Below are 16,377 nucleotides of genomic sequence, written 5' to 3'. Positions count from 1 at the left end.
GCATCTGAGGGATCACGGCGAGTCTGCGGCGAGGTCCAGGTTTCGTGTCGCAAGTGGGATTAAGGGGTGAATACCGGTGTTGTATTCACCCCTTAATCGCGCGCCGCGAGACGAAACCTGGACCCGGCGCAGGCCGTCGTGATCCCTCAGATGCGCCCTAGTGTCCTGAGTCGGTAGTTGCTTGTCAGTACGGGGATCACCGCTTTCCCTAACCACCCACCGGCCGCGCCCGAGCCGTCGCAGGCCATGCGGTTGTGGAGCCTGGACGTGGCGCCGGTGTCGCTGACCCGGCTGATGTGCCGCGAGGCTGAATGTTGCGCCGGGCACCGGGATGCGAGAACTTTCTGCGGTGTTGCTCCTCAAATCCGGTCAATCACGTCTGACGGAAGAACGTATGTTTCATGGCCAGACGTGATTGGCCCACGCTTGACACCTGACGCCGCAGAAGATTGCGGCATAGCCGGTTTCGGCGCAACTTCGTGCCCTTGGCCAGATCCTGCTGGCCTCGCCGCCCGCCGCAAACGGATCAAAGACTCAAACCACACTGGATTCCCCCACGGCTGGACTCTGCCGCGGCTGGAGTCTCGCTGCGGCCCGGAGTTTCGCTGCAGGCTTTACCGCGAGCTGGACTCTGCCGCGGGCCGGACTCTGCGCTTTAGATCGGCTGCCAAGCGGCTGACGTCACGATCCTCGATGGCAAACGGCCTCCAGGTTGATGCCGTGCGGATCGAGCACGAACCCACCGAAGTAGTCGGCGTGATACTCCGAGTGAACGGCCGGCGCCAGCAACTCCTCGGCCCCGGCAGCGAGGGCGGCCGCATGGAAAGCAGCGACGTCCGCACGACTGTCGACGGTGAAGGCCACGTGCATGTTGCTCCCGACCGTGCCACCGTCGATCAGCCAGAAGTAGGGCTTCACGTCCGCCAACCCGAAGCCCGTCATCGCAGTCGGCTGATTCGGCGTGGCATCCGGCGGAATCTCCAGCATCTTGGCAATCCCGATACTCGCCAGCACCGGCTCATAGAACGCCACAGCAGCAGCCAGATCCGGCACGGCAACGTTGAGGTGATCAATCCTGGACCCAGAACGGTCAAGCGTCATACCGCTAGATTGCCCCCCATTGCGGACACCGAGTGACCGCTACCCGCCCGACACGCCTAACGCTTTCTCCCGAGCCGGTGATTTCGAAAAGGCAGCGGATACGGGCGTAGTGGGATGTCGGCAGGTCCGTGTGGACCGTCAGTTCGGTTTCTGGGGTGTTGTGGCCGTCGCGGGTCTCCACATGTGCCGACAGGGCCAGATTGACCGCCGGGGTCAGACTTGGGTGAATCCGATGTCCAGTAGTCCGGCGGCGGCCCGGTAGTCCGCGGCGCGGTGGTCCAGGGAGAGGGACCAGTGGTGGCCTACGCCGGAGGCGCTCCAGGCGTCGACCCATTCTCCGGGGTCGCGGCCGAAGTCGACGCGGCTGGTGGTGTTGCCGATGGCCAGTAGGGGGCCGGGGACGACCGTTCCCTCAGCGGCGATGAAGGACAGTGAGCCGTCGCGGTCCTGGCCGAGGCCGAGGAGGGTGACGGGGCCGGGGCGGACGTCGAATTCGACGCTGACTCCCCAGCCTCGTTTGCCGTGGTAGACGCCGAGGCCGCGCAGGAGGGGGTCGCGGGCGCTGACGGCGAGGTGGGCGGGGCCGTCGTGGCCCATTTCGACGACGTTGTCCTCGAAGTTGAGGGCTTGGAGTTCGCAGAAGGAGCCGCCTGCTCCCACGGCCGCGGTGGCGAGCTGCGCCACGGTGGTGCGCAGCTCGTATTCGCCGGTGGTGGGGATGCCGCGGGCTGTCAGCAAGGACGCGCCGAGGATCATTCCGGCGCCGAGGCGTTCGTGCTGCTCGCCGTCGAGGCCGCGGTGGTAGTAGGCGAGGCTGTCCAGGTCGAAGTCGTCGACGAGGCGGTCGAGGCCGACCGAGACACGGGCGCCCCACGCGAAGTCGTCCTCGTTGACCGTGGCGTCGAGGGTGAAGATCTTGCGGACTTCCTGCATCCGGTCGCTGACTTCGGCGTCGGTGACCTGCTCTACGCGTACGCGTAGATCGTCGAATTCCAGGACCTCGACGTGCGAACCGAAGGTCGCCGGCAGCAGGGTCAGATCTGTTGAGACGTCGAGCATTCCGGGGTAGAGGTGGCCCATCAGGCCGTGCCGTGCGTGCCGTAAAGCCGCGCGGACGTGGGCGGCGCGGATCCATTGGCCGATGCGTTCCCAGGCGGATTCCTGACGCAGCCAGCCGGAGACCGAACGGAACGGGATGCCGGCGCGGCGGAACGTGTTGCCCATTTCCGGGACGGGGCACTGACCGCAGTAGGCCAGCCATTCGCCGGTGCCGAAGGTGGCGTGGTCCATCTTCTCGGTCGGCTGCAGATCGATGATGAGCACAGGGGTGTTGGCCCGTTGCGCGATCGGCAGCACCATCGAAGCGGTCAGATAGGTGGCCAGGAAGATGACGATGAGGTCGCAGTCGGCCTGGCGCAGTTTCTCCGCGGCGACCGCGCCTTCCTGCGCGTCGGAGATGAACCCGGCGTCGACGACGTCGGCGTCCATTTCCTGGAAACGCTGCGACACGTACGCGGCGGATTCCCGGAGCTGCGGCAACAGGTTGGGGAATTGCGGCCAGTACGTGCCGAGGCCGCCCGCGACGAGGCCGATGCGGGTCATGACGCACCTCCGAGAAGAATGACGTGCAGGTTGCGGGGTCCGTGGACTCCCTCGACGCGGTTGAGTTCGATGTCGCTGGTCGCCGACGGGCCGCTGATCCAGGTGAGGGGGCGGCGCGGGTCGAGGCGGGCGATGGCGTCCGGGACCGAGGCGACGATCTGGTCCGGGCGTACGACGCAGATGTGCAGATCCGGCAGGAGGGTGATGCGACGCCGGCCCTGGTCCGGGGAGCCGTCGAGGACGATCGTGCCGGTCTCGGCGACGGCGACGGTGGAGGCGGTCAGCACGGCCTCGGCCTGGTATTCGTCGTCGACGACCGTGGCGTCGGCCGGCACCCAGGACGGGTCGAGGCCGGGTGGCAGCACGAGCCGCCCAGGGTTCAGGGAGGCGACAACGCCCGCCACGTCGTCGCTGCGGTGCACCACCGCCTTGTAGTCGACGAGCCGGTCGATGAGCAGCTCGACATCGGCCTTCTCAGAAGCTGCCGGGCGGTAGTCCCGGGTGACCTCGGGCACGGCGGTGTCACCGAGCGCGGCCTTGATGCGGCCGAGGATCAGTTCGCGGCTGCTCATCGCTTGGCCCACCAGTCGCGGAACGTCTCCGACGGTGGTTCTGGCAGATCGCGGGAGGCCGTCCAGCCGTTCAGGGGCGGGGGCAGCTTCTTCGCGTGTCTGCTCAGCTTCGCGGCATGCTGCGCGCGGGTGTAGAGCGCGGGATGGTCCATTGTGTACGCCACAGCGCCGAACGCTGCCTTCTCCGCACGCGGATGCGGCACCTCGTTGCGCAGGTGCACCAGGATCGACGGGATATCGATCTTCACCGGGCAGGCGTCGAAGCAGGCACCGCAGAGCGACGACGCGTACGGCAGCGAGGCGTTGTCCTCGACCCCCGTGAGCTGCGGCGACAGGATCGCGCCGATCGGCCCCGGATACACCGACCCGTAGGCGTGCCCGCCCGTCCGCTCGTACACCGGGCACACGTTGAGGCACGCCGAGCACCGGATGCAGTGCAGCGCCTGCCGCCCGACCTCGTCGGCGAGCACCGCCGTGCGCCCGTTGTCGAGCAGCACCAGGTGGAAGTTCTGCGGCCCGTCGCCGGGGGTGACCCCGGTCCACATCGAGGTGTACGGGTTCATCCGCTCCCCCGTCGACGCCCGCGGCAGCAGCTGGAGAAAGACCTCGAGATCCCGCCAGGTCGGCACGAGCTTCTCGATGCCCATCACGGTGATCAGGGTTTCCGGCAGCGTCAGGCACATCCGCCCGTTGCCCTCCGACTCGAGCACGGCCAGCGTCCCGGTCTCGGCGACCGCGAAGTTGGCCCCGGAGACGGCGACCTTGGTGCTGAGGAACGTCTCGCGCAGGTAGCGCCGGGCCGCACCGGCCAGCTCGGCCGGCTCGTCGGTCAGCGCCGGGTCGACGCCCGGCATCTCGCGCAGGAAGATCTCGCGGATCTCCGCGCGGTTGCGGTGGATCGCCGGGACCAGGATGTGGCTGGGTTTGTCGTTCCCGAGCTGCACGATGAGCTCGGCGAGGTCGGTCTCGACGGCGGTGATGCCGGATGCCTCGAGGGCCTCGTTGAGCCCGATCTCCTGGGTCGCCATCGACTTGACCTTGATGACCCGGTCGTGCCCGGTGGCCTTGACCAGGTCGGTGACGATCTGGTTGGCCTCGTTGGCGTCGGCGGCCCAGTGCACGACGCCACCGGCCGCGGTGACGTTCGCTTCGAGCTGGTCGAGCAGCTCGGGCAGGCGGGCCATGGTGTTGGCCTTCAGCGTCGAGCCGGCCTCGCGCAGCTCCTGCCAGTCGGGCAGCTCGCCGATGACCGCACCGGACTTGCGCCGGATCGTGGTGGTGGCATGGCCCAGGTTGCGGCGCAGCTGCTCGTCCTGCAGCGCCTTGTGGGCTGCCGCCGGGAACGACTCGTCACCGCGCAGGTTGCCGACCCCACGCGGTGCGGTCGTCGGCATTCCGAGAAACGTCATCAGCTCTCCTGCGTCGAAGCGAGGATCTCCGCGAGATGGACCGTACGCACGCCGGCGTCGATCCGGGACAGCCCGCCACCGATGTGCATGAGGCACGACGAGTCGCCCGCCGTGCAGACCTCGGCGCCGGTCTCCAGCACATGGCTCATCTTGTCGGTGAGCATCGCGGTCGAGGTGTCGGCGTTCTTGACCGCGAACGTGCCGCCGAACCCGCAGCACTGGTCCGCGGCGGGCAGGTCGACCAGGTCGATGCCGCGTACGTTGCGCAGCAGCCGCAGTGGTTTGTCGCCCACCCGCAGCATGCGCAGGGAGTGGCAGGTCGGGTGGTACGTGACCCGGTGCGGGTAGTACGCGCCGACGTCCTCGATGCCGAGCACGTCGACGAGCAGCTCGGACAGCTCGTAGGTCTTCGAGCCGACGTCCTCCGCCCGAGCGGCCAGCCCCGCGTCGCCGGCCTTGCGGGCCACCATCGCGTGCTGGTGGCGCACCGAGCCCACACAGGACCCGGACGGCGCCACGATCACGTCGTAGGGAGCGAAGGTGCGCACGTGACGGCGTACCAACGGCAGGGCTTGATCCTGGTATCCGGTGTTGACGTGCATCTGGCCGCAACATGTCTGGCCGGGCGGGAAGACCACCTCGTGGCCCAGCCGCTCGAGCAGCTGGACGGTGGCCTTCGCCGCCGCCGGGAACATGGTGTCGGCCAGGCACGTGACGAACAGGGCGATGCGCACGTCAGCCTCCCCACCGGCGCTCGACTGCCTGCCACGCCGCCTCGTCGCCGCGGGGCTCGTAACGCACGATGTGCTGAGTCTGCCGCACCAGCGCCCGCAACGCTCGCAGGTCTCCGCTGATCGCGCCGGCCGCGCGAGCCTGGACCAGAACGTTGCCGAGTGCGGTGGCCTCGACCGGGCCGGCGAGGACGGGCAGGCCACAGGCGTCGGCGGTGAGCTGGCAGAGCAGCTCGTTGCGCGCTCCACCCCCGACGACGTGCACGGCGCCGACCGGTTTTCCCGACAATTCCGAAGCTTGCCGAATGGCCTTCCGATGCGCGAGCGCCAGGCTGTCCACAATGCACCGGACGGTCTCGACCCGTGTAAGCTTGCGTCCGATTTGTCCCGAGAGCCGCTCGGCCATGTCCCCCGGCGCGAGAAAGACCGGGTCGTCGAGATCCACGAGCAGGGCGCGAGGTTCGAGCCTGGCTGCCGCTTCGAGCAAATCGGAGATGTCGGAATCAGGCCACTCGCGGAGGCACTCCTGGAGCGGCCAGAGGCCCATGACATTCCGGAGATACCGAATTGTCCCGTCGACGCCGCCCTCGTTCGTGAAGTTGGCCCGCCGCGAAGCCTCCGACAGCACCGGAGCATCGAGTTCAACCCCGACCAAGGACCAGGTCCCACACGATATGTACGCGAAATCGTCGTCAACAGCCGGCACCCCGACCACCGCCGAAGCCGTGTCATGCGACCCGACCGCGATCACCTCAGGCGTCCCGATCCCGGCCGCCGGCAGCACCCGCCCGATCACCGACCCCGGCGCCCGGAGCGGCGCGAAGAGCCCGGGATCGATCCCCACCCGTTTCATGAGCCCGGTGGCCCACTCCCCCGAGCGCAGATCGAGCAGCTGGGTCGTCGAGGCGTTGGTGACCTCCGCCCCCGCGACCCCGGTCAACCAGTAGGCGAGCAGGTCCGGGATGAGCAGCATCTGCCGCGCGGCCCCCAACTGGGGTGACCCGGCGGCCGCCACCAGCTGGTAGATCGTGTTGAACGGCAGCTTCTGCAGCCCCGTCGCCGCGTAGAGCTCCGGCTCGGGGATGAGCTCGCCGACCTGCGCCGCGACGCCGTCGGTCCGCGCGTCCCGGTAGTGGATCGGGTTGCCGAGCAGCGCTCCGCTCTCGTCCAGCAGCCCGTAGTCGACGGCCCACGAGTCGATGCCGATCGCGTCGACCGGCCCCGCTCTGCGCAGTCCTTCTAGGACACCGCGGTAGAGCGCGAGAATGTCCCAGTGCAGCGTGCCGCCGACGCTCACCGGCTCGTTGACGAACCGGTGCGCCTCGGTCAGCGTGAGCTCGCCGGGCCCGACCTCGCCGACCATGACCCGCCCGCTGGAAGCGCCGAGATCAACGGCGGCAAAACGCGTCACCGCAGGAACGCAGCCGCGACACCCGCGTCCACCGGGACGTGCAGGCCGGTCGTGTGGGACAGCTCGCCCCCGGTCAGCACGAACACCGCGTTGGCCACGTGCTCGGGCAGGACCTCGCGCTTGAGCAGCGTGCGCTGGGCGTAGAACTCGCCGAGCTTCTCCTCCGGCACGCCGTAGACCGCGGCACGCTGCGCGCCCCAGCCTCCGGCGAAGATGCCCGAACCGCGGACCACGCCGTCCGGGTTGACCCCGTTCACCTTGATCCCGTAGGCGCCGAGCTCCGCGGCGAGCAGCCGGACCTGATGCGCCTGGTCGGCCTTCGCGGCGCCGTACGCCACGTTGTTCGGCCCGGCGAACAGCGAATTCTTGCTGGAGATGTAGACGATGTCGCCGCCCATCCCCTGCGCGATCAGCACCTTGGCGGTCGCCTTGGAGACCAGGAACGAGCCCTTGGCCATCACGTCGTGCTGCAGGTCCCAGTCGCCCTCGGTGGTTTCCAGCAGCGGCTTCGAGATCGAGAGACCGGCGTTGTTCACGACGAGGTCGATACCGCCGAAGGCGAGCACGGCGTCGCGTACGGCCGCAGCCACTGCTTCTTCTGACGTCACGTCGGCCTCGACCGCGACGGCAGCGTCAGGCCCACCGACCTCAGCGGCCACTTCGGTGGCACCAGCGAGGTTGCGGTCGGCGACGACCACGACGGCACCCTCGGCCGCGAGCCGCAGCGCGATCGCCCGGCCGATGCCCGAGCCGCCACCGGTGACCAGCGCGATCCGGGTGGCGAGCGGCTTCGGCTTCGGCATCCGCTGCAGCTTGGCCTCTTCGAGCGCCCAGTATTCGATCCGGAACTTCTCGGACTCGTCGATCGGCGCGTAGGTGGAGACCGCCTCGGCGCCGTGCATCACGTTGATGGCGTTGACGTAGAACTCGCCGGCCACCCGCGCGGTCTGCTTGTTGGCACCGAAGCTGAACATGCCCACGCCGGGGATCAGGACGATCGCCGGGTCCGCGCCGCGCATCGCCGGGCTCTCGGGCGTGGCGTGCCGCTCGTAGTAGCCGCGGTAGTCGTCGCGGTAGGCCGCGTGCAGCTCCTTGAGCCGCGCTTCGACTTCTTCCAGCGGTGCGTCGGGCGCGGTGTCCAGGACCAGGGGCTTCACTTTGGTACGCAGGAAGTGGTCAGGACACGACGTCCCCAGCGCCGCCAGCTCGGGCATCCGCGCGCGAGCCACGTAATCGAGCACGACCGGCGAGTCGGTGTAGTGGCCGACCTGCGCCCGGTCGGTCGACGCGAGCCCCCGCACGATCGGGAAGAGCGCCGCTGCCCGCTCGCGCCGGACGTCCTCGGCGAGCGGCTCGTGCACCAGCGCACCGAACGGCTCGGCCCGCCCGTGTTCAGCCAGATAGGCCGCGGCGGTGTTGATGATCTCCAGCGACCGCGCCTCGCACTCCTCGCTGGTCGCGCCCCACGCGGTGATCCCGTGCCCGCCGAGGATGACGCCGATGGCCTGCGGGTTGGCCCGCTGCACGGCGGCGATGTCGAGACCGAGCTGGAAACCGGGGCGGCGCCACGGCACCCAGAGCACCCTGTCGCCGAAGATCTCCTTGGTCAGCGCGGGCCCGTCGGCGGCCGTGGCCAGCGCGATGCCCGCGTCGGGGTGCAGGTGGTCCACGTGCGGCGCGTCGACCAGGCCGTGCATCGCCGTGTCGATCGACGGGGCGGCACCGCCCCGGCCGTGCAGGCAGTAGTCGAACGCGGCGACCATCTCGTCCTCGCGCTCGACGCCGGGGTAGACGCCGGCCAGCGCGCGCAGCCGGTCGAGGCGCAGCACCGCGAGGCCGGATTCCTTCAGCGTGCCGAGGTCACCGCCGGAGCCCTTGACCCAGACCAGCTCGGTGGGCTCGTTGGTGACGGGGTCGGTCTCCGTCGCCTTGGCCGAGGTGTTGCCGCCCGCGTAGTTCGTGGTGCGGGGGTCCGCTCCGAGCCGGTTACTGCGGCCGAGAAGATCGCTGACTGCGGGGTTCGCCATGAGTGTCCTTCACGTCGCCTTCGTGAAACGTTTCATAGATTGCGTGCAGGTTACGGCGGCAACACGTGCGGGGTCAATAGCCCGCACGGTAAACGCTTGGTTGGTGAAACGTTCTCAGTAAGCCCTCGGCCGGGCCACCGTGGAGGCCCGCGCGACCAGCTCCGGCACGAACGTCAGCTGCTGGTGCTCGTGCGCCGGATTTGTCGCCTCGTCGAGCACCAGACCGGCAGCGGCGCGGCCCAGCTCCTGACGCGGCTGACGCACCGAGGTCAGCGGCACCGCGGCGGCGGCGGCGAACTCGATGTCGTCGAAGCCCACGATGGCCAGCTCCTCGGGGATCCGCAGGCCGGCGCCGATCGCCTGCTGGAGCAGGCCGAGCGCGAGCAGGTCGTTGGCGCAGAACGCCGCGGTCGGGCGCCGCCGCGCGGGCAGACCGGCCAGCCGCTCCCCCGCGGACCGGCCCTCCGCGACGGTCATCTCGGCGGTCGGCAGATAGGTCAGGTCGTCGGGCTTCATGCCCAGCTCGGCCCAGACCTGGCGGGCGCCCTCGAGCCGCTCGCGCACCTGCCCGATGCTCTCCGGGCCGCCGATCACGGCCACCCGGCTGTGCCCCTGCTCGACCAGGTGCTCGACCGCGATCCGGCCGCCCAGCACGTCATCCACGGCCACCGAGCAGAACGCGCCGCTCTCGCCGACGCGGTCGACGATGACAACCGGGATGCCACGCCTGGCGATGTCGGCGAGGTGCCGGGCGCCGGGGTCGACCGGGGTGATCAGGATGCCCTGGACCCGCTGCTGCATCAGCCGGTCGAGGTGCACCTCCTCGCGGCCGGAGCGCCCGTTGCTGTTGCAGATGAACAGCGAGAGGTCCGAATCCTCCGCCGCCATCTCGATGCCCGCGGCCACGTCGTGGAAGAACGGATTACTGCCTTCGAGCATCACGTACGCGAGGGTGCGGCTCGTTCCCGCGCGAAGTTGCCGGGCCGACTCGTTGCGGACGAACCCGAGCTCGGCCATCGCCCGCTCGACACGCTCGCGGGTGGCCGGGCTGACGACCTCCGGACGGTTCATGACGTTCGAGACGGTGCCCAGCGAGACGCCCGCGGATGCGGCCACGTCCTTGACCGACGGGCTCCTGCCAATCGCCACTGTGCCCCCTTTGAAACGCTGCTGCGCCGGTTGAAACGTGCAATGGCGCATCGTACGTGAACCATTAGCGCTGCCAAGTCAGTGTTTCAGCAAGGTTTCGAATTGAGCCTTGACATGTGTGATCGCAGCCACCTACTTTCGTCACATCGACGGCTGAAACATTTCAACCCCACGCTGGGAGGTGGCCGTGAGCGCGTTGCTCCAAGTCCGCGACGTGAGCAAGTCATTCGGCGCGGTAGCTGCCGTCCAGGGGGTCAGTTTCGCCCTCGAGCCCGGCGAGGCACACGCGCTCGTCGGCGAGAACGGCGCCGGCAAGTCCACCATCGTCAAGATGCTCGCCGGGGTGCACCGGCCCGACACCGGCACGCTGCTGGTCGACGGCGAGGAGGTCACCTTCACCGGCCCGGCCGACGCCAAGGCAGCCGGCATCGCCGTCATCTATCAGGAGCCGACGCTCTTCCCCGACCTGTCCGTCGCCGAGAACATCGCGATGGGCAACCAGCCGCTGACCCGGCTGCGGCAGATCGACCGCAGGACGATGAACGCGAACGCCACGCGCCTGTTCGCGCGGCTCGGCGTGCAGATCGACCCGACCCGCCCGGCGCGGGGGCTCTCCATCGCCGACCAGCAGCTCGTCGAGATCGCGAAGGCGCTGTCGAGCCAGGCCCGCGTACTGATCATGGATGAACCGACCGCGGCCCTGAGCGGTGTCGAGGTTGACCGGCTCTTCGCGGTCACCCGGGCGCTGCGGGACGAGGGCGCGGCGATCATGTTCATCTCGCACCGCTTCGAGGAGATCACCGCGCTCTGCCAGCGCGTCACGATCATGCGCGACGGCAAGCACGTCTGCACCGAGCCGGTCAGCGACCTCAGCGTCGACGACATGATCCGGCGGATGGTCGGGCGCGACCTGAGCGCGCTCTACCCCAAGCAGGACGCCACGATCGGCGAGACCGTGCTGCGGGTCGAGGGGCTCAACCGCGCGGGCGTCTTCCGCGACATCAGCTTCGAGGTCAAGGCCGGCGAGATCGTCGCCCTTGCCGGGCTCGTCGGGGCCGGGCGCTCCGAGGTCATGCAGGCAGTGTTCGGCGTCGACAAGTACGACAGCGGCACGGTCACGTTTCTCGGCAAGAAGCTCAAGGGTGGCAACCCCCGTGCGTCGATGGCGGCGGGCATGGGCCTGGTCCCCGAGGACCGCCGCCAGCAGGGCCTGGTCATGGAGCTCTCCATCGAGCGCAACGTGACGCTGCCCCGATCCCGGGCGCTGGCGAAACTCGGACTGCTCTTCGGCGGCTCCGAGCGCCGGGAGGCCGCCGAGTGGACGAAGCAGTTGCAGACCAAGTTCGGGCGGCTCTCCGACCCGGTCGGCACGCTCTCCGGCGGCAACCAGCAGAAGGTCGTGCTCGCCAAGTGGCTGGCCACGAGCCCCAAGCTGCTGATCGTCGACGAGCCCACCCGCGGCATCGACGTCGGCACGAAGGCCGAGGTGCACCGGCTGCTGTCGTCCCTGGCGGCGCGCGGGCTCGCCGTCGTCATGGTCTCCTCCGAGCTCCCCGAGGTGCTCGGCATGGCGGACCGCATCGTCGTCCTGCGCGAGGGCCACATCGCGGCCCAGCTGACAAGAGAAGAAGCCACCGAGGAGAGCGTCATGTACGCGGCAATGGGGCAATCGTGACCGCAGTCGCTACGCATTCGCCCGCGAGAAAGGTTTTCAGCGGGCTCGTCAAGATTCGTGAGCTGGGCATCATCGTCGCTCTCGCGGCACTGATCATCTACACGACCACCAGCCAGCCGCGGTTCCTGTCCGCGCAGAGCATCCGGGACATCCTGCTCAACACGGCGATCCTCGCGGTGATGGCCGCCGGTCAGGCCGTCGTGGTGATCACCCGCAACATCGACCTCTCCGTCGGCTCGGTGCTCGGCATCAGCGCGTTCACGGTCGCCTCGATGATGAGCGACAACCCGGGCCTGCCGATGATCGTGGCGCTGCTCGTCGGCCTCGCCGTCGGCGCGCTTGCCGGGCTGCTCAACGGCGTCCTGGTCCGCTACGGCCGGGTGCCGGCGCTGGTCGTCACGCTCGGCACGATGTACATCTTCCGCGGCCTGATCTACTCGTGGGCCGGCGGCGACCAGGTCAACGCCGACGAACTGCCCGGGCACTTCCTGCAGTTCGCGAACGACTCGATCCTCGGCATCCCGTGGCTGGTCCTGATCGCGCTGGTCGTGGTCGGCGGCGTCTCACTGATGATGCGCAACTACCGGGTCGGCCGCGAGCTGTACGCGATGGGCTCCAGCCCGGGCGCCGCGGAGCTGGCCGGCATCAAGGTCGCCCGCAACATGCTCGCCGCGTTCATCATCAGCGGCGCACTCGCGGGGCTCGCCGGGGTGCTCTTCGCCTCCCGCTTCGGCACGATCGACGCCTCGGCCGGCAACGGCTACGAGCTCAACGTCGTCGCCGCGGTCGTGGTCGGCGGGGTGGCCGTGTCGGGCGGCAGCGGCACGGTCTGGGGCGCGGGCCTCGGCGCGCTGCTGCTGACCGTCATCGGCAGCGCCCTGACCGTGCTGGACATCAACCAGTTCTGGCAGCAGGCCATCGTCGGCGCGCTGATCGTCCTCGCGATCTGCGCCGACCGGATCGTCGCGGTCCGCATCGCCCGATCGCTGCGAAAGAGGGATTCGCATGTCTGACGCCTCTGTCTCCCCCCGCAGTTTCCGCGGCGGGCTCGGCAAGCTCGCGAGCTGGGACGGCATCATCATCCTGCTGACCGTCGTGGTGATCGTCGCGGCGTCGCTCGGAGTGCCCAACTTCGGGACGAGCCGCAACTTCACGTTCCTGATCCTCGACCTGATGCCGATCGTGCTGGTCGCGCTGCCGATGACCCTGATCATCGTGACCGGCGAGATCGACCTGTCGGTGGCGAGCATCCTCGGCCTGGCCAGCTCGCTGATGGGCTGGTTCTGGAACAACGGGCTCTCCATCGAGACGATCATCCCGCTGGTGATCGTGATCGGCGCGGTGCTCGGCGCGATCAACGGCTTCCTGGTCAACGCGCTGGGCCTGCCGTCGCTCGCGGTCACGATCGGCACCCTCGCGCTCTACCGCGGCCTAGCGTTCGTGGTGCTCGGCGACGGCGCCGTGGCGGACTTCCCGTTCGACTACACCGGCTGGGTCACCGGCACGATCGGCGGCGGCTCCGTCCCTAACGTCCTGATCCCGATCGTCGCGCTCGCCATCGTCTTCGGCATCGTGCTGCACGCGACGCCGTTCGGCCGCTCGCTCTACGCGATCGGCGCCAACGACCAGGCCGCGCACTTCGCCGGCATCCGGGTGGCCAGGACCAAGTTCTGGCTGTACGTCGCGAGCGGCGCGGTCGCTGCCCTCGTCGGCATCCTGTGGACCCTGCGCTACTCCAGTGCCCGCGCCGACAACGGTTCGGGGCTCGAACTGGCCGTGGTCGCGGCGGTGCTGCTCGGCGGTGTGTCGATCTTCGGCGGTAAAGGCAACCTGCCGGGCGTACTCGCCGGGGTGGTTCTGCTCGCCGCTCTGCAGAACGCCCTCCGCCTGCAGGACGTCTCCGGCCAGGCCCTCAACATCGTGACCGGGACGCTGCTCGTGCTCTCGGTCCTGCTCCCGAACATCGTCTCCTCGATTCGCACCTCACGGCAGCGACGCAAGCTCCGCCAAGCCGCAACAAGCTGAATTTTCCCCCCGTCCATAGGAGTCAGCCATGTTCCGTTCCCACCGACGACTACTGACAGCTACTAGCGCCTCACTTCTCGTCCTGGGTCTCACCGCCTGTGGCGGGGGCACCACGAAGGACAGCGCCGACAGCACCGGCGGCGGCGCGACCCAGCCCGGCGCCTCGGCCAACCCGAACGCCGAGCTCAAGAGCGGGCTGAAGATCGCGTACCTGCCGAAGCAGCTCAACAACCCGTACTCCGACGTCGAGACCGGCGGCGGCAAGGTGGCGGTCGGCGAGCTCAAGGGCGAGTACAAGCTTGTCGGCCCGAACGACGCCAGCGCCTCCTCGCAGGTCAGCTATATCAACACGCTGATCCAGCAGCAGCAGGACGTCATCGTGGTCGCGGCGAACGACCCGAACGCGGTCTGCCCGTCGCTCAACCAGGCCCGCCAGGCCGGCATCAAGGTCGTGTCGTTCGACTCCGACGCCTCCAAGGACTGCCGCGACGCGTTCATCAACCAGGCCACCACCCAGGGCATCGGCGAAAGCCTGACCAAGATGGCGAGCGAGCTGGCCGGCGGCGAGGGCGAGATCGCGATCCTCTCGGCCACCCCCAACGCCACGAACCAGAACGCCTGGATCGACGTCATGAAAAAGGAACTGGCCAAGCCCGAATACAGCAAGCTCAAGCTGGTCAAGACGGCGTACGGCAACGACGACGACCAGAAGTCGTTCCAGGAGGCGCAGGGGCTGCTCCAGTCGTACCCCAATCTCAAGGTGATCGTCTCCCCGACCACCGTGGGCATCGCCGCGGCCTCGCGCTACGTCAGCTCCTCGAACTACAAGGGCAAGGTCGCGATCACCGGCCTCGGCCTGCCGAACCAGATGCGCCAGTACGTCAAGGACGGCACCGTCAAGAAGTTCGCGCTGTGGAACCCGGCCGACATCGGCTACCTGGCCGCGTTCGCCGGCGCCGCCCTCGCCTCCGGTCAGATCACCGGCGCCGAGGGTGAGAAGTTCAAGGCCGGCAAGCTCGGCGAATACACGATCGGTGCCGCCGGCGAGATCGTCCTCGGCCCGCCCACCGAGTTCACCGCCGAGAACATCGACCAGTTCAACTTCTGATCCGATGCCCCGCTGAGTTCATCCGCAGCGGAAAACCGAAAGATTCCTCGTGCGTTATTGCTTCCAGTTGCAGGTCCGAGAGGACCGGCTAGAGGAGTACGTAGAGCGACACAAGGCCGTGTGGCCCGAGATGCAGGACGCACTTCGGGCCACCGGCTGGCGCAACTACTCCCTCTTTCTACGCCCCGACGGCTTGCTCATCGGTTACGTCGAGGCCGACAACCTGGCCGCGTCCGAGGCCGCCATGGCCGCCACGGACGTCAACACCCGCTGGCAGGCGGAAATGGCCCCGTTCTTCGCGGGCACCACCCCCGACGACGGCTTCCCCCTGCTGACCGAGGTCTTCCACCTCACCGAACCGGAAGAAGCGTGACACCATGACCGACCTCGCCGCCGTCAAGCGCGCCCTCACCGCACAGCGGGTCGAGACCCCGTCCTGGGCGTTCGGCAACTCGGGCACCCGCTTCAAGGTCTTCACCCAGCCGGGCGTCCCCCGCACCCCCCAGGAGAAGATCGCCGACGCCGCCGTCGTCCACCAGTACACGGGTGTCGCCCCGACGGTCGCGTTGCACATCCCTTGGGACAAAGTGGACGACTATTCGGCGCTCACGGCGTACGCGAAGAGTCTGGGTGTTGGAATCGGGGCCATCAACACCAACGTCTTCCAGGACGACGACTACAAGCTCGGCTCGGTCACCAACCCCGACCCGGCCGTGCGCCGCAAGGCCACCGACCACCTGCTGGAAGCCATCGACATCATGGACGCGACCGGCTCCCGCGACCTGAAACTGTGGTTCTCCGACGGCATCAACTACCCCGGCCAGGACGACCTGACCAACCGCCAGGACCGACTGGCCGCGGCATTGCAGGAAACGTACGCCCGCCTCGGCGACGACCAGCGCATCCTGCTCGAATACAAACTCTTCGAGCCGGCCTTCTACGCCACGGACATCCCCGACTGGGGCACGTCCTACGCCCACTGCCTCGAGCTGGGCCCGAAGGCCACGGTCTGCATCGACACCGGCCACCACGCCCCCGGCACCAACATCGAGTTCATCGTGGCGTTCCTCCTGCGCCAGAAGAAGCTCGGCGCCTTCGACTTCAACAGCCGCTTCTACGCCGACGACGACCTGATGGCGGGCGCCGCGGACCCGTTCCAGCTCTTCCGCATCCTGTACGAGATCGTCCGCGGCGGCGCGCTCGACCCGGCGTACGGCATCAACTTCATGCTCGACCAGTGCCACAACATCGAAGCGAAGATCCCCGCGATCATCCGCTCGATCCTGAACATCCAGGAAGCGACCGCCAAGGCCCTCCTCGTCGACCGCGAAGCCCTGACAAAAGCCCAGAACGACGGCGACGTCCTCGAAGCCAACGCGGTCATCATGGACGCCTACAACACCGACGTCCGGCCGCTGCTCGCCGAGGTCCGCACCGACCTGGGCCTCGACCCGGACCCGGTCGGCGCCTACAAGCGAAGCGGCTACCAGGAAAAGATCATCGCCGACCGCGTCGGCGGCGAACAGGCCGGCTGGGGCGCCTGACCCCCACGGGGGTCGCCGCCCGG

General features: G+C 68.6%; 14 protein-coding genes. 6 read left to right on the top strand and 8 right to left on the bottom strand.

Annotated features, from left to right (window positions below):
* Positions 1 to 681: 681 nt before the first annotated feature.
* The 8 genes from Aco04nite_RS02080 to Aco04nite_RS02045 all read right to left on the bottom strand — a co-directional run bounded on the left by Aco04nite_RS02080 (position 682) and on the right by Aco04nite_RS02045 (position 10,002).
* Positions 682 to 1,101 (bottom strand): VOC family protein, encoded by a 420-nt coding sequence (locus Aco04nite_RS02080; protein ID WP_212995497.1) that lies wholly within the window; start codon positions 1,099 to 1,101, stop codon positions 682 to 684.
* A 213-nt stretch (positions 1,102 to 1,314) separates the two neighbouring features.
* A complete protein-coding gene (locus Aco04nite_RS02075; RefSeq protein WP_212995496.1) occupies positions 1,315 to 2,703 on the bottom strand; it encodes an L-fucose/L-arabinose isomerase family protein in 1,389 nt (462 codons plus the stop codon).
* Positions 2,700 to 3,275 (bottom strand): LutC/YkgG family protein, encoded by a 576-nt coding sequence (locus Aco04nite_RS02070; RefSeq protein WP_212995495.1) that lies wholly within the window; start codon positions 3,273 to 3,275, stop codon positions 2,700 to 2,702. Before Aco04nite_RS02070 ends, Aco04nite_RS02075 begins: the two co-directional genes overlap by 4 nt.
* Complete coding sequence (locus Aco04nite_RS02065) at positions 3,272 to 4,684, bottom strand: LutB/LldF family L-lactate oxidation iron-sulfur protein (RefSeq protein ID WP_212995494.1); 1,413 nt, start codon at positions 4,682 to 4,684, stop codon at positions 3,272 to 3,274. The genes Aco04nite_RS02070 and Aco04nite_RS02065 overlap by 4 nt, the downstream gene beginning before the upstream one ends.
* A complete protein-coding gene (locus Aco04nite_RS02060; protein ID WP_212995493.1) occupies positions 4,684 to 5,418 on the bottom strand; it encodes a (Fe-S)-binding protein in 735 nt (244 codons plus the stop codon). The genes Aco04nite_RS02065 and Aco04nite_RS02060 overlap by 1 nt, the downstream gene beginning before the upstream one ends.
* 1 nt (position 5,419) lies before the next feature.
* The gene (locus Aco04nite_RS02055; protein WP_244875687.1) at positions 5,420 to 6,826 is read right to left on the bottom strand and encodes a rhamnulokinase; all 1,407 of its coding nucleotides are present in this window, start codon (positions 6,824 to 6,826) and stop codon (positions 5,420 to 5,422) included.
* The gene (locus Aco04nite_RS02050; RefSeq protein ID WP_212995492.1) at positions 6,823 to 8,853 is read right to left on the bottom strand and encodes a bifunctional aldolase/short-chain dehydrogenase; all 2,031 of its coding nucleotides are present in this window, start codon (positions 8,851 to 8,853) and stop codon (positions 6,823 to 6,825) included. The genes Aco04nite_RS02055 and Aco04nite_RS02050 overlap by 4 nt, the downstream gene beginning before the upstream one ends.
* A 114-nt stretch (positions 8,854 to 8,967) precedes the next feature.
* Positions 8,968 to 10,002 carry a LacI family DNA-binding transcriptional regulator gene (locus Aco04nite_RS02045; RefSeq protein WP_244875686.1) on the bottom strand — a complete coding sequence of 345 codons (1,035 nt, stop codon included), beginning with the start codon at positions 10,000 to 10,002 and terminating at the stop codon, positions 8,968 to 8,970.
* A 214-nt stretch (positions 10,003 to 10,216) separates the two neighbouring features.
* Here Aco04nite_RS02045 and Aco04nite_RS02040 point away from each other — a divergent pair, with 214 nt between their 5' ends.
* Genes Aco04nite_RS02040 through rhaI form a run of 6 tightly spaced genes read left to right on the top strand, consistent with a single transcriptional unit; the run spans position 10,217 to position 16,354 of the window.
* A complete protein-coding gene (locus Aco04nite_RS02040) occupies positions 10,217 to 11,677 on the top strand; it encodes a sugar ABC transporter ATP-binding protein (protein WP_244875685.1) in 1,461 nt (486 codons plus the stop codon).
* Positions 11,674 to 12,690: an ABC transporter permease gene (locus Aco04nite_RS02035; RefSeq protein ID WP_212995489.1), complete on the top strand. Its 1,017-nt coding sequence runs from the start codon at positions 11,674 to 11,676 to the stop codon at positions 12,688 to 12,690. The genes Aco04nite_RS02040 and Aco04nite_RS02035 overlap by 4 nt, the downstream gene beginning before the upstream one ends.
* On the top strand, positions 12,683 to 13,702 hold the full coding sequence (locus Aco04nite_RS02030) for an ABC transporter permease (protein ID WP_212995488.1): 1,020 nt from the start codon (positions 12,683 to 12,685) through the stop codon (positions 13,700 to 13,702). Before Aco04nite_RS02035 ends, Aco04nite_RS02030 begins: the two co-directional genes overlap by 8 nt.
* Positions 13,703 to 13,730: 28 nt before the next feature.
* A complete protein-coding gene (gene rhaS, locus Aco04nite_RS02025) occupies positions 13,731 to 14,810 on the top strand; it encodes a rhamnose ABC transporter substrate-binding protein (protein WP_212995487.1) in 1,080 nt (359 codons plus the stop codon).
* A gap of 49 nt (positions 14,811 to 14,859) precedes the next feature.
* Positions 14,860 to 15,183, top strand: a complete 324-nt coding sequence (locus Aco04nite_RS02020; RefSeq protein WP_212995486.1) for an L-rhamnose mutarotase — start codon at positions 14,860 to 14,862, stop codon at positions 15,181 to 15,183.
* A 4-nt stretch (positions 15,184 to 15,187) separates the two neighbouring features.
* Complete coding sequence (gene rhaI / locus Aco04nite_RS02015; RefSeq protein ID WP_212995485.1) at positions 15,188 to 16,354, top strand: L-rhamnose isomerase; 1,167 nt, start codon at positions 15,188 to 15,190, stop codon at positions 16,352 to 16,354.
* The last annotated feature ends 23 nt before the right edge of the window (positions 16,355 to 16,377 follow it).

Source organism: Winogradskya consettensis (genome assembly GCF_018332715.1).
Classification (GTDB): domain Bacteria; phylum Actinomycetota; class Actinomycetes; order Mycobacteriales; family Micromonosporaceae; genus Actinoplanes; species Actinoplanes consettensis.
This window is presented reverse-complemented; position numbering and strand designations above follow the sequence as displayed.

Bases quoted from the DNA above. Each gene is read 5' to 3' on its own strand.
- Aco04nite_RS02080 (WP_212995497.1), bottom strand. From the start codon at position 1,101: ATGACGCTTGACCGTTCTGGGTCCAGGATTGATCACCTCAACGTTGCC.
- Aco04nite_RS02075 (WP_212995496.1), bottom strand. From the start codon at position 2,703: ATGACCCGCATCGGCCTCGTCGCGGGCGGCCTCGGCACGTACTGGCCG.
- Aco04nite_RS02070 (WP_212995495.1), bottom strand. From the start codon at position 3,275: ATGAGCAGCCGCGAACTGATCCTCGGCCGCATCAAGGCCGCGCTCGGT.
- Aco04nite_RS02065 (WP_212995494.1), bottom strand. From the start codon at position 4,684: ATGACGTTTCTCGGAATGCCGACGACCGCACCGCGTGGGGTCGGCAAC.
- Aco04nite_RS02050 (WP_212995492.1), bottom strand. From the start codon at position 8,853: ATGGCGAACCCCGCAGTCAGCGATCTTCTCGGCCGCAGTAACCGGCTC.
- Aco04nite_RS02030 (WP_212995488.1), top strand. From the start codon at position 12,683: ATGTCTGACGCCTCTGTCTCCCCCCGCAGTTTCCGCGGCGGGCTCGGC.
- rhaS (WP_212995487.1), top strand. From the start codon at position 13,731: ATGTTCCGTTCCCACCGACGACTACTGACAGCTACTAGCGCCTCACTT.
- rhaI (WP_212995485.1), top strand. From the start codon at position 15,188: ATGACCGACCTCGCCGCCGTCAAGCGCGCCCTCACCGCACAGCGGGTC.